Origin of the sequence: Janthinobacterium sp. MP5059B (assembly GCF_001758645.1) — a bacterium.
In the GTDB taxonomy this organism is placed as follows: Bacteria; Pseudomonadota; Gammaproteobacteria; order Burkholderiales; family Burkholderiaceae_D; genus Janthinobacterium; species Janthinobacterium lividum.
On the sequence record NZ_LRHX01000006.1, the window covers coordinates 909,228 to 921,694 of the forward strand.

General features: G+C 63.6%; 13 protein-coding genes. 5 read left to right on the forward strand and 8 right to left on the reverse strand.

The features are described 5' to 3' along the window. Positions 1 to 40: 40 nt before the first annotated feature. Entirely contained in the window at positions 41 to 1,441 is a 1,401-nt protein-coding gene (locus tag JAB1_RS08645) for an L-serine ammonia-lyase (protein WP_070279498.1), read from the forward strand. Positions 1,442 to 1,563: 122 nt separating this feature from the next. Here JAB1_RS08645 and JAB1_RS08650 read toward each other — a convergent pair whose 3' ends face one another. Further along, on the reverse strand, positions 1,564 to 2,304 hold the full coding sequence (locus tag JAB1_RS08650; protein ID WP_070256164.1) for an AAA family ATPase: 741 nt from the start codon (positions 2,302 to 2,304) through the stop codon (positions 1,564 to 1,566). Positions 2,305 to 2,573: 269 nt separating this feature from the next. Here JAB1_RS08650 and thrC point away from each other — a divergent pair, with 269 nt between their 5' ends. The 3 genes from thrC to moaD are packed head-to-tail and all read left to right on the forward strand — an operon-like array spanning position 2,574 to position 5,588. After that, positions 2,574 to 4,070, forward strand: a complete 1,497-nt coding sequence (thrC, locus tag JAB1_RS08655) for a threonine synthase (protein ID WP_070279499.1) — start codon at positions 2,574 to 2,576, stop codon at positions 4,068 to 4,070. Between the two features lie 14 nt (positions 4,071 to 4,084). Further along, positions 4,085 to 5,311, forward strand: a complete 1,227-nt coding sequence (glp, locus tag JAB1_RS08660) for a gephyrin-like molybdotransferase Glp (RefSeq protein WP_070279864.1) — start codon at positions 4,085 to 4,087, stop codon at positions 5,309 to 5,311. Positions 5,312 to 5,321: 10 nt separating this feature from the next. After that, positions 5,322 to 5,588: a molybdopterin converting factor subunit 1 gene (gene moaD, locus JAB1_RS08665; RefSeq protein ID WP_070279500.1), complete on the forward strand. Its 267-nt coding sequence runs from the start codon at positions 5,322 to 5,324 to the stop codon at positions 5,586 to 5,588. 47 nt (positions 5,589 to 5,635) lie between these two features. Here the strand turns inward: moaD and JAB1_RS08670 are convergent, their stop codons facing one another. Then, positions 5,636 to 5,869 carry a hypothetical protein gene (locus JAB1_RS08670; protein WP_034781412.1) on the reverse strand — a complete coding sequence of 78 codons (234 nt, stop codon included), beginning with the start codon at positions 5,867 to 5,869 and terminating at the stop codon, positions 5,636 to 5,638. A 155-nt stretch (positions 5,870 to 6,024) separates the two neighbouring features. Here JAB1_RS08670 and JAB1_RS08675 point away from each other — a divergent pair, with 155 nt between their 5' ends. Next, complete coding sequence (locus JAB1_RS08675; protein ID WP_070279501.1) at positions 6,025 to 7,275, forward strand: TIGR03862 family flavoprotein; 1,251 nt, start codon at positions 6,025 to 6,027, stop codon at positions 7,273 to 7,275. Here the strand turns inward: JAB1_RS08675 and JAB1_RS08680 are convergent. The 6 genes from JAB1_RS08680 to hpnC all read right to left on the reverse strand — a co-directional run bounded on the left by JAB1_RS08680 (position 7,262) and on the right by hpnC (position 12,315). After that, positions 7,262 to 8,068 carry a head GIN domain-containing protein gene (locus JAB1_RS08680; protein ID WP_070256157.1) on the reverse strand — a complete coding sequence of 269 codons (807 nt, stop codon included), beginning with the start codon at positions 8,066 to 8,068 and terminating at the stop codon, positions 7,262 to 7,264. The genes JAB1_RS08675 and JAB1_RS08680 overlap by 14 nt on opposite strands. 10 nt (positions 8,069 to 8,078) lie before the next feature. Next, entirely contained in the window at positions 8,079 to 8,876 is a 798-nt protein-coding gene (locus tag JAB1_RS08685) for a DUF1700 domain-containing protein (RefSeq protein ID WP_231958248.1), read from the reverse strand. Positions 8,877 to 8,895: 19 nt separating this feature from the next. Beyond that, the gene (locus JAB1_RS29860; RefSeq protein WP_161789615.1) at positions 8,896 to 9,051 is read right to left on the reverse strand and encodes a hypothetical protein; all 156 of its coding nucleotides are present in this window, start codon (positions 9,049 to 9,051) and stop codon (positions 8,896 to 8,898) included. A 130-nt stretch (positions 9,052 to 9,181) separates the two neighbouring features. After that, positions 9,182 to 10,561, reverse strand: a complete 1,380-nt coding sequence (gene hpnE, locus JAB1_RS08695; protein ID WP_070279502.1) for a hydroxysqualene dehydroxylase HpnE — start codon at positions 10,559 to 10,561, stop codon at positions 9,182 to 9,184. Beyond that, positions 10,554 to 11,387, reverse strand: coding sequence for a presqualene diphosphate synthase HpnD (hpnD, locus tag JAB1_RS08700; RefSeq protein WP_058050483.1), 834 nt, complete (start codon positions 11,385 to 11,387; stop codon positions 10,554 to 10,556). Before hpnD ends, hpnE begins: the two co-directional genes overlap by 8 nt. 46 nt (positions 11,388 to 11,433) lie before the next feature. Further along, a complete protein-coding gene (hpnC, locus tag JAB1_RS08705) occupies positions 11,434 to 12,315 on the reverse strand; it encodes a squalene synthase HpnC (protein WP_034787618.1) in 882 nt (293 codons plus the stop codon). Between the last annotated feature and the right edge of the window lie 152 nt (positions 12,316 to 12,467).

Here is a 12,467-nt window from a genome sequence, read left to right on the forward strand (position 1 = left end):
CCCGCGCATTTAAAAACATACTAATATAAAGAGACACTACATGGATATGAGCGTATTTGACCTGTTCAAGATCGGCATCGGGCCGTCGAGTTCCCACACGGTGGGGCCGATGGTGGCGGCGCGGCGGTTCCTGGTCGAATACGGTCCGCTGGACCAGGTAGTGGGCATCGAGGCGGCCCTGTATGGCTCGCTGGCGCTGACGGGCGTGGGCCATGCCACGGACAAGGCCGTCATTCTTGGCCTGATGGGCGAAACGCCGCAGGACGTGGCGCCCGATGCCGTCGACACCAAGCTGGCCGCCATCGAGGCGGCCGGCGAGATCGCCTTGCTGGGCACGCACGTGGTGCTATTCACGGCCGCCACGGGCTTGATCTGGCACAAGAGCGAATCCTTGCCCGAACATCCGAACGGCATGCGCTTTACCCTGAAACTGGCGGACGGCAGCCGGGTCGACAAGGTGTATTACTCGATCGGCGGCGGTTTTATCCGCGAAGCGGGCGAGGCGCAAGCCGAAGCGGCCGTGGAGTCGGCCGCCAGCGCACGGGTCGTCTTCCCTTTCGATACCATGGAGCAGTTGCTGGCGCATGGCGTGGAAAGCGGCCTGTCGATCCCTGAAATGCTGCGCGCGAACGAATGCGTCAAGCGCAGCGATGCGGAACTCAATGAAGGACTGGACCGCATCTGGCACGTCATGCGCGACTGCATCGCGCACGGCCTGGAAACGACGGGCAACCTGCCGGGCGGCTTGAACGTGAAGCGCCGCGCCGCGAAATTGTGGCGCCTGGCGCAGGAAGCGAAGGCATCCGACAACCGCGCCAACGACTTGCCGCACGATGCCGTGCACCTGGTCAGCCTGTACGCGATGGCCGTCAACGAGGAAAACGCGGCCGGCGGGCGCGTGGTGACGGCCCCGACCAACGGCGCCGCCGGCATCATCCCGGCCGTGCTGCGCTACTACGCGCAGGATTGCCGCCCCAGCGATCCGGTCGGCGGCGTGCGTCGCTTCATGCTGACGGCCGCGGCCATCGGCATGCTGTGCAAGCGCAATGCCTCGATCTCGGGCGCCGAAGTGGGCTGCCAGGGCGAAGTGGGCGTGGCGTGCGCCATGGCGGCTGCCGGCCTGGTGGCGGCATTGGGCGGCACCAACGAGCAGATCGAAAACGCGGCCGAAATCGGCATCGAACACCACCTGGGCATGACGTGCGATCCCATCGGCGGCCTGGTGCAGATTCCCTGCATCGAACGCAATGGCATGGGCGCCGTGAAAGCCATCACGGCCGCCTCGCTGGCGCTGAAGGGCGATGGCACCCATTTCGTCAGCCTCGACGAAGTCATCGAAACCATGCGCCAGACGGGCGCGGACATGCAGGACAAGTACAAGGAAACATCGCTGGGCGGCCTGGCCGTGCATGTAATCACCGTCAACCACGCCGCTTGCTGATGTGTTGCTGGTAGTGTCGGATTACGCGCGGAGCGCTAATCCGACCTACGATACGCCACGGTCGGCGTAGGTCGGCTTAGCGCAAAGCGCGTAAGCCGACATTGCCACGCTAGCCAGCAACTTCACTCCTCCTCGAACAACTGCTCCAGCCTCCTGGGGTAGTTATTCAAAAAATCGCGCGTCACGGCGAAGTGCTCGGTGTCTTCATATGCCACCTCGTGAATGCCGCCGCCCGTAAACATCAGGATTTTCGCGTTCGGGTAGGCCAGCAGGATGGGCGAATGGGTGGCGATGATCAGCTGCGAGTCGTCCTGCACCAGCTGGTGGATCACCGATAGCGCCGCCATCTGGCGGCTCGGCGACAGGGCCGCCTCGGGCTCGTCCAGCAGATACAAGCCCTTGCCGCGCAGCTTGTTGATCAGGGTGGCCATGAATGCTTCGCCGTGCGATTGCGCGTGCAGTGACTTGCCGCCGTAGCTGGCCAGGTATTCGGGCATGTCGTCCATGTAGGTGGCGACGTTGAAAAAGCTTTCGGCGCGCAGGAAATAGCTGTCCTCGGGCTTCTTGTAGCTCTTGCTCAGGCGCAAGTGCGCGTGCAAGCCCGATTCCTCGTCCGACGGCAGGGCGATGCGCACGTTGCGCGTGCCGCCATCCTTGCCGAAGCCCAGCGCCACGGCCAGCGCTTCGAGCATGGTCGACTTGCCGCTGCCATTCTCGCCCACGAAAAACGTCACGTCGCGGTGGAAATCCATGTGCACGAAGTCGCGGATGGCGGGGATGGTGAACGGATAGTGGTCCATGTCGACGACAGCGTCGGGGCGCAGCGCGGCGCTTTGCAAATACGGTTTTTTACTGATCGGCATGGCCGGTTTTCGACTCCATGATTGGCACTTTACAGGGCAGAAAGCACAGTGTGGCGCAAATCGGCGGCGCACGCCAGTACGCACGCCGGCCATGTTTGCCTGGCTTGATCTCGTGCCATTATGGCTGCATTGACAATATCCAGGCTCTCCAATTGTCACATCCTGACCTGGCTGGCGCCACGCGATTCGCCTTGGACGGCGGCTGGCACTATAATATCCGCTGCCATTCATGATTAACCGCTCTCAGCTCAACTGGACTCTTCAAATCTATGCATTACGTGTCTACCCGCGCTGATAAAGCGCCATTGCAGTCGCAACAGTCATCTTTGCAGCAATTTTCCGACATCCTCCTGGGCGGCCTGGCCCCCGATGGCGGACTGTATCTCCCTGAACACTACCCGCAAGTCACTGGTGCCGAGCTGAACGCCTGGCGCACATTGTCGTATGCCGACCTGGCCTACGAAATCCTGAAGAAGTTCGCCACCGATATCCCGGCCGCGGACCTGAAGGCACTGACGGCGAAAACCTATACCAAGGCAGTCTACAAGAACGCCCGCGCCGGCGAAAACGCGGCCGACATCACGCCGCTGCGCGTGCTCGAAGAAAACGTCGTCAAGGGCGGCCAGACCACCCTGATGCTGCAGGCGCTGTCGAACGGCCCGACCCTGGCCTTCAAGGACATGGCCATGCAGCTGCTGGGCAACCTGTTCGAATACACCTTGGCCAAGCACGACGCCGAACTCAATATCTTCGGCGCCACGTCGGGCGACACGGGCAGCGCGGCCGAATACGCGATGCGCGGCAAGAAGGGCATCCGCGTCTTCATGTTGTCGCCGCACAAGAAAATGAGCGCCTTCCAGACGGCGCAGATGTTCAGCCTGCAAGACCCGAACATCTACAACATCGCCGTCGAAGGTGTGTTCGACGATTGCCAGGACATGGTCAAGGCAGTGTCGAACGACTTGCCGTTCAAGGCAAAACAAAAGATCGGCACCGTCAATTCCATCAACTGGGCGCGCGTCGTGGCGCAGGTCGTGTACTACTTCCGCGGCTACCTGGCGGCCACCACCAGCAACGAGCAAAAAGTGTCGTTCACGGTGCCGTCGGGCAACTTCGGCAATATCTGCGCCGGCCATATCGCCCGCATGATGGGGCTGCCCATCTCGAAACTGGTGGCGGCGACGAATGAAAACGACGTGCTTGACGAATTCTTCCGCACGGGCGTCTACCGCGTGCGCAAGTCCGCCGAGACCTACCATACGAGCAGCCCGTCGATGGATATCTCGAAAGCGTCGAATTTCGAGCGCTTCGTCTACGACCTGGTGGGCCGCGACAGCGACCGCGTGCGCGCCCTGTTCACGAAGGTGGAAACGCATGGCGGCTTCGACTTGTCCGGCAAGCCTGGCAGCGACGGCGACGAATTCAAGCTGGTGGCCAAGTACGGCTTCAAGTCGGGCAAGTCCACGCACCAGGACCGCCTCGATACCATCCGCGACGTGGCCGACGACTACGGCATCACCATCGACACGCACACGGCCGACGGCATCAAGGTGGCGCGCGAGCACCTGGAGCCCAATGTGCCGATGATCGTGCTGGAAACGGCGCTGGCGGCCAAGTTCAACGAAACCATCCTCGAAGCGCTGGGCGTGGACGCGGAACGGCCAAAGGGCTTCGAGAACATCGAAGACTTGCCGCAAAAGTTCGTCGTGATGGATGTGGACGTGGAAAAGATGAAGGCGTATATCGCCGCCAACACGGGCTTGTGATGAGCGGGCCTGTGATGAACGATCCGACCGCACAACGCAAGCCGATGCTGTCCGTGGCCGAGGCGCAAGCCTTCATGCTGGGCGCGGCGCGCCCGGTGGCCGAGGTGGAGCTGGTCGACACCATGCGCGCCAACGGCCGCGTGCTGGCGGGCGCGCAAACGTCGACCCTGAACGTCCCCGAGCGCGACAACACGCAGATGGATGGCTATGCCGTGCGCGCGCAGGATTGCGCCAGCGGCGCGGCCAGCTTGCCCGTGTCGCAGCGCATCGCGGCTGGCCACGTGGGCCAGCCCTTGCAGCCGGGGACGGCGGCGCGCATCTTCACGGGCGCCCTGATCCCGGATGGCGCCGATTGCGTCGTGATGCAGGAGCAGTGCACCTTGCTTGACGGCGTGGTGACGGTCAATCACGTGCCGCAGGCGGGTGAATGGGTGCGCCGCCAGGGCGAGGATATCCGCGCCGGCGGCGAGATCCTCGGTGCCGGCCGCCGCCTGCGCAGCCAGGAAATGGGCTTGGCCGCCTCGGTGGGCCTGGCGCAGCTGCCGGTGCTGCGCAAGCTGCGCGTCGCCGTCTTCTTCACGGGCGACGAGCTGGCCATGCCCGGTGAGGCCCTGGCGCCGGGCGCCGTCTACAACTCGAACCGTTTTACCTTGCGCGGCCTGCTGGAAAATCTGGGCTGCGAGATCACGGACCTGGGCATCGTGCCCGACAGCCTGGAAGCGACCAAGGCCGTGCTGCGCCAGGCGGCCCAGGGCAATGATCTGATCATCACCTCGGGCGGCGTGTCCGTAGGCGAGGAAGACCATATCAAGCCGGCCGTGGAAGCGGAAGGGCGGCTGAACATGTGGCAGATCGCCGTCAAGCCGGGCAAGCCGCTGGCGTTTGGCGAAGTGCAGGATGCCTTCTTTATCGGCTTGCCTGGCAATCCCGTCTCCAGCTTCGTCACGTTCCTGCTGTTCGTGCGCCCCTTCATCCTGCGCCTGCAAGGCGTGGCGGGGAATCTGGCGCCGCGCAGCTACAAGCTGCCGGCCGCGTTCGAGCGCCTGAAGGCGGACAAGCGCAATGAGTTCTTGCGCGCCAAGGTCAATGAGGAGGGCGAGCTGGAACTGTTCGCCAACCAGAGTTCGGGCGTGCTGACGTCCACCGTGTGGGGCGACGGCTTGATCGATTGCCCGCCGGGGCTGTCGATTGCGCGTGGCGACATGCTGCGGTTTATTCCGTTTAACGAATTGCTGTACTAAGGAAGTAGCGATGAAGATCAATCTGCGATTTTTTGCCAGCGTGCGCGAGCTGGTGGGAACCGGCCATGAAGTGCTGGAAGTGAGCGCGGAGGCCGCGTCACGGCTGACGGTGGGCGAGGTGCGAAATTTCCTGATCGCCCGTGGCGGCAACTGGGAATACGCGCTGGCGCAGGGGCGGGCGCTGCGCATGGCGCATAATCAGGTGATGTGCGATGCCGCCACCGTGATAGGCGACGGCGACGAGGTGGCGTTCTTTCCACCCGTGACGGGCGGCTGATCCCGCTTCCCAAATGAGGCGGCCACTTCATCGAAGTGGCCGTTTTTTCATGAAGACTTGGTTTTCGGTTTGTCCCCGCTGCACGTGGCGCAGGCGATGGCTTTCTTGTAGCGCCAGTATTTCGAACCGATGAAGATGGCCGACGCCACCAGCGACCAGGCCAGCGCGCTGAGGATGTCGGCCTGGCTGGTGGTGCCCTTGCTGTACTCGACCACCGTCAGGATGATGAATAAGATCGAACTGGCCAGCAAATAACGGGAAATCCAGAATCCTGCACCCATGTGTTTCTCCTCTTGTCGTCTCGTTGTCTCGTGAAGTCAAAGTGCCGATCGCTGCAGCATGTTGGCGCAGTATGCATCATTTTTCGGCATTCTTGCCATCCCCGCGCCTTATCTCGACTAAAATGCCGGGGTTTTCACCGTCTTTCCAGCTTGCCATGACCCATTCCAGCCTTCCTCCCTTTCACATCGCCGTCATCGGCGGCGGCCCTGCCGGCCTGATGGCCGCCCAGGCTGCCACCGACCAGGGAGCCAGGGTGGAGCTGTTCGACGCCATGCCGTCCGTCGGCCGCAAATTCCTGCTGGCGGGACGCGGCGGCATGAATATCACGCATGCGGAAGACTACCAGTCCTTCGTCTCGCGTTACGGCAGGCCGGCCCGCTGGCTCAAGCCGGCGCTGGACCAGTTCGGCCCGCAAAAGGTGCGCGACTGGGTGCACGGCCTGGGCGTGGACACCTTTGTCGGCTCCTCGAACCGCGTCTTCCCGACGGACATGAAGGCGGCGCCCTTGCTGCGCGCCTGGCTGCACCGCCTGCGCGAAGCGGGCGTGCAATTTCACATGCGCCACCGCTGGACGGGCTGGCAAGACGGCCAGCTGGCCTTCGCCACGCCGGACGGCGAGCGGTTATTCGCTTTCGACGCCGTGATCCTGGCGCTCGGTGGCGGCAGCTGGGCGCGGCTGGGATCGGACGGCGCCTGGGTGCCGCTGCTGCGAGAGCAGGGCGTGGCCGTGGCGCCCCTGGCGCCGGCCAATTGCGGCTTCGACGTGGACTGGAGCGGGCATTTCAGCAGCCGCCATGCCGGCGAACCGCTGGCGACGGTGGCCATCACGGCGCGCGATATCGATGGCTTGCTCATCAAGCGCCAGGGCCAGTTCGTCATCACGGCGGGCGGCGTCGAGGGCAGCCTGATCTACGCGCTGTCGGCCGCGCTGCGCGAGCAGATCGCCGCCGAGGGCAGCACCACCATCTGGCTCGACCTGGCGCCCGACCACAGTCATGAACGCGTGTTCGAGGAAGTGACGCGCCCGCGCGGTTCCCGCTCCATGTCCAGCCACCTGAATAGCCGTCTGGGCATCAAGGGCGTGAAATCGGGCTTGCTGCGCGAATGCCTGAGCGCGGCCGACTTCGCCGATGAAGCCAGGCTGGCGGACGCCATCAAGCTGCTGCCCGTCCGACTTGTGCGTCCGCGCCCCATCGATGAAGCCATCAGCAGCGCCGGCGGCGTGGAATTCGACGGTGTCAAAGGCAGCATGCTGCGCGCCATGCCGGGCGTGTTCCTGGCGGGGGAAATGCTGGACTGGGAAGCGCCGACGGGCGGCTACCTGCTGACGGCCTGCCTGGCGCAAGGCAAGGCGGCCGGCGAGCAGGCGGTCAGTTGGCTGGAAGAGAACGTTAGTGCCAAGTAATTTCGCCCGAGCCGCTTTTCTGCGTCTCGCGCTGGCGCGGGTTGCCGTGGACGTGGATGTCGCCGCTGCCGCGCAGGGTCAGGTTGCTGGCGTCGCGCACGAAGACGGTGCTCGTGCCTGAGCCTTGCAGGCTGACGCTGGCCTTGTCGGCGGCCAGGTGCTCGGCATCGATATCGCCTGAACCGCTCAGGTCGGCACGCAGGAACTTGGTATTGCCGCTGGCGGCGATGCGCCCGGAGCCCACCATTTCCAGCACCACGCTGTCGCTGTTGCCGCCATTGATGTCGAGGTCGCCGCTACCGTTGACGGTGGCGGCAACCTGCTTGTAGCGTCCCGTGAAACTGACATCGCCCGATCCCGTCAATTCCAGGATGAAACTGTCGCCGGAAAATCCCGTGATCTTGCTGTCGCCATTGCCGTGTACTTCGACGCGCACGAGGGCGGGCAGCACCAGTTCCACCTGCAGGGGCTGGCGATGGTGGAACAGCATGCCTTTCGGGCCGATATGCAGGGTCGTGCCATCCTGCGTGGTGTCGACGTTGGACAGCAGACGCTGTTCGCCGCTGACCTTCAGCGATGGCGTGGCGCCGCGGCGCAGCACCAGGTCGATGGGGCCTGCCAGGTCGATGCTGTTGATATTGGGGGAAACCGGGCGCGTTTCACTGCGCACGGCGCGGCCGGCGGCGCTGCTGGGATTGCTGATTCCCTTGGCGCGCAGCGCCGCATACGACATGGCGATCAGGACCAGTGCCAGCAAGAGCATGGACAGGCCAACTTTGAGCAAGCGTTTCATGGCAGCCTTTCTAGTGACCTTTGAGCAGGGAAACATTCATGGCAACGTAGCGCTTGATGCCGATCAAGGTATAGCGCGTTACGACCAGACTGAGCAGGAAGATGGCGATGCCGCCGAGCAGCATACCCACGCCAAAGACGGTTTGCGTGGTGCGCGCATCGCGGTCCATGTCGGTGGAGATGCGGATGCCCCCGCCGGCCAGCGCTTCGGCCCGCTCCATCATGCGCGAGGAGGCGCCGGGCGCCCCGGGCTCGGACTCGGCCGGGTCATGCTGCAAGCGGCCGGGCAGGTGATCGACTTCGATGCCCGTGTCGCCGATGGTGATGCGCGTTTCGCGCCGTTCGCCGTTTTCGCCGCCGTCATCGTCGTGGATGAAGACGTGGCGCAGGGGACCGTCGAGCACCAGTTCGTTGGCGCCGGACAAACCGCTGGCCGTGATGGCGATGCCGGCCAGGTAAAAGCTCAGGCCGACGGCGTACAGGGTAGCAAGCAGGGCTGCATACACGGCGGCAGGCACGACCATGAACAGGTTGAAGATGGCCAGGCCCACCAGCGAGACGAGCAGGCGCAGCAGGTTGACGGGGGTTTTCTTTTGCTCGAAAGCCTGGCGGTGCGTGCTGTTGCGCAAGGTAAGGGCGATTTTTTTCGGGTCGCCCAGGTCGTCTGCGATCTCGTGCTCGCTGCGGCCGGCCGCAGCGCCTTCGATGAAGGTCTGTTCGTAATAGTCGAGCGTCTTGGCGACCAGGTCCGGTGGCAAACCTGCCAGCGCGCGCCGCAGTGCGTCGAGATAATCTTGTTTGTTCATCATATTCTTCCTGTCCGCCGCTTCAGCCCATGGCCGGCAGCAGCATGCTTGCCTGGCTCAGCAGCAATGGTGCCTGTGGCGCCTGCTGTGCGTGAATGACGATGAATGTGGCCAGCACCACACCAGCCAGCAGCGCCAGGGCTTTCAAGCTGTTTTTCAAGTGCAAGGTGGTGTGCATGGTATTCCCCGTGGCATGGCCGTTGTCGATGATCAGACTGTACCCAAGCGCACGCGGGCGCACCAGCGCGGTGCGACAGAATGCAATTTCGCGGGGGCGAGCGACACCAGGGGAGGATGCACCGTCAAGTCTACTTTGCCACCTTGCCCGTGGTAATGGCCTTTGCCGCTGCCACGCCGCTGCGCACGGCGGCCTCGATGGTGGCCGGATAGTCTTGCGTCCGGTCATCATTGGCCGTGTAGTCGCCTGCCAGCAGCAAGCCAGGCACGCCGCTGGCGTTGCCGGGGCGAGCCAGGTCGGGCGTGCAGGCAAAGGTGGCGCGCTTTTCCGTGATCAGCTGGGTCCACAGGGGCTGCGCCAGGGCAGGGCGCTGCAACACCTGGGCCAGCTGCGCCGCGATGGCTTGCGCCAGCGGTCCATGGCCTTGCTCGGCGGCATAGCCGGAGGCGCTGATGACGACGGCCAGCAAGCCCGCCTGGTTGCTGTCGAGCTGGCCCCGGTCGAAGACGAACTGGCCCCAGTGCTGTTGCTCCGGCGCATCGACGAGGGCGTAGAACGGCAAGTCCAGGCGCACCGAAACATCGTACTGCAGGTAGCAGGTGCTGATGGCTTCCGGCGTGAACGCTTGCATGCGCTCAATTGCATCGGCAAGGCGCGCATCGTGCAAGCCTTGCAGCAGGCTGGCCGCCTGCACGGACGAGGTGGCCACGATCACGCCGTCAAAGCTTTCGCCGTCATCGACGCCGTCATCAAGCCCCCAGCGGCCATCGGGCAGCGCCTGCAAAGCGGTGATTTTGGCGCCCGTGCGGACTGTACCGCCATGCTGCACCACGTAGCGGCTTGCCGCGTCGGGTAACAGGGCGCTCAGGTCCGCCTTCGGGATCAGCATGTCGGAGGCGCGGCGGCGGCTCGCGCCCAGGCTGTCGCGCAGCACGTTGAGGAAGACGCGGGCCGAGGCACGCTCGGGCGGGGTATTCAATGCGGCCAGGCACAGTGGGTGCCACATCAGCCGGTTCAAACGGTCCGTCTGGTCGAAGCGCTGCAGCAATTCGCTGACCGAGCAATCGTTATACAGCTGCCAGCCCATCGTCCGCATGGCGGTGGAAAAGCGCATCAGGGCCAGCTTGTCGGCGCGCAATAATCCTTGGGCGCGCAGCAGGGCCCACGCCAGGTGCAGGGGCGCGGGCAGGCGCGGGGCGATGAAATCCATGCCGCCCGAGCCGGCCGGATAGCGCATCTGCAGGGGCAGGGTGAGGATCAGCTCGTCCGGGTCTTGCCCCGCCAGCTTGATCAGGCGCAAGGTTTCCGTGTAGGCGCCCAGCAAGATGTGCTGGCCGTTGTCGAGCACCGTGCTTTCGCGTTCGACCCGGCGCGCGCGCCCGCCCAGGGTGCGCGCCGCCTCGAATACGCTCACTGCGTGACCGGCGCGCGCCAGTTCCATGGCCGCCGCGCAGCCAGCCCAGCCGGCGCCGATGACGGCGTAGCGCTGCTTCACGGCCTTGTCAGCCACGAACCCAGGTCTTCCAGGCCAGCCACAGTTTGCGGATCGGCGTGAGCGAGATGCGCTGTTTCAGCACGTGGTAGCCGTCGCGTTCGACTTCATTGAGCAGGGTGCGGTAGATGGCGGCCATGATCAGGCCCGGGCGCTGGGCGCGGCGGTCTTCTGCCGGCAAGAGCGCGAAGGCTTCGTCATACGCCTTTTGCGCGCGCGCCACCTGGAAACGCATGAGGTTTTCAAAGTTTTCGCTGTGGCGCGCATTCAGCAAGTCGGCCGCCGTCACATTGAATTGCTGCAATTCGCTGATCGGCAGATAGATGCGCCCCTTGCGCGCGTCTTCGCCCACGTCGCGGATGATATTGGTGAGCTGGAAGGCATGGCCCAGCTTTTCCGCATACAGCAGGGTTTCCGGGCGGGTCGCGCCGAAGATGCTGGCCGACAAGATTCCAACCACGCTGGCCACGTGCCAGCAATAGCGGCTCATGGCCTGGTAGTCGAGGTAGCGGGTCTGGTTCAAGTCCATTTCCATGCCGTCGATGATGGCCTGCAAATGCTTTTCTTCCAGTTTATATACGTCCAGGTGCGGCTGCAGCGCGCGCATCACGGGATGCGTGGGATTGCCCTCGTACATGGCCTTGACTTCCTTGCGCCACCAGACCAGCTTGGTGCGTGCCACGGCTTCGTCCGTGCATTCGTCGACCGTGTCATCGACTTCGCGGCAGAAGGCGTACAGGGCCGTGATGGCCTTGCGGCGCTCGGCGGGCAGGAACAGGAAGCTGTAGTAGAAGCTGGAGCCGCTCTGGGCGGCCTTTTGTTGGCAGTATTCGTCGGGAGACATAGTCAAAAGAGCAAGGGTTGCAGATCGAAGCCGCTATTCTATCGTCTTACAGAGTGGGCGACGGGGGAAAAGCCGTTTTTACTTGTGTCTCTTGATGCAAGCTTTTGCGCGACATGCGCAGGGCGCGCCAGAAAATGATCAGCCAGTCGCGTTTCTCCAGCTTGGGGCGGCGCCGGAACACGTCGTAATTGACGGCTTCGATGCACTCGAGTATGCGCAATCCCCCTTGCACCACCAGGCGCAACTCCCAGCCGATGCGCCCGCGCAAACGCAGGGCCAGCGGCGCGCCGGACAGCATCAGGGCGCGCGTGCGGGCCACTTCAAAGCGCATCAGGGCGCTCCACTTGCCGTGCGCCTCGGGCCGCTCGAAGGCGGCGGCGGAGACGGCAAAGCGGGTCAGGTCTTCCATCGGCAGGTAGATGCGCTCTTTTTGCTGGTCGATGGCGACGTCTTGCAAGAAATTAATTAGTTGCAAAGCTGAACATATGGCATCGGAATCGCGTACATTCTGTTCATCGGCCGCGCCATACAGGTGCAGCATCAGCAGCCCCACGGGGTTGGCGGAACGGGCGCAGTAATCGAGCACGTCGTCATAGCTGGCGTAGCGCGTCGTTTCCACATCCTGCTTGAAGGCGGACAATAAATCGTGGAATGGCTTCAGCGGCAACTGGTGTTTGGCAATGACGGCGGCCAGGCGTTCGAACATGGCGGCGTTCTCGCCCCCATGGCCTTCGTGGCGGGCGATGCGGCCCAGCGCCTCTTCGTAGGCGTGCAGGGCCGCCAAGCGCTCGGCCGGCGTGGCGTCGCCTTCGTCGGCCAGGTCGTCGGCGCTGCGGGCGAAGGCATAGATGGCTTCGACGGCGGGCACCAGGCGGCGCGGCAGTAAAAATGATGCAACAGGAAAATTTTCGTAATGGTCTACAGGCATGAACACACTTCTCTAGTCTTGCGTTTGTCCGGCACCTTCAAACGCTGGAATGTGGCCGGGCGTTGTACGTCTCAAGATTAATGACGCATAAGTCACTAAAAACTTTTACGCACGATTATAATTAATAACCAGAAAGTCATTAGGCGGAGAGC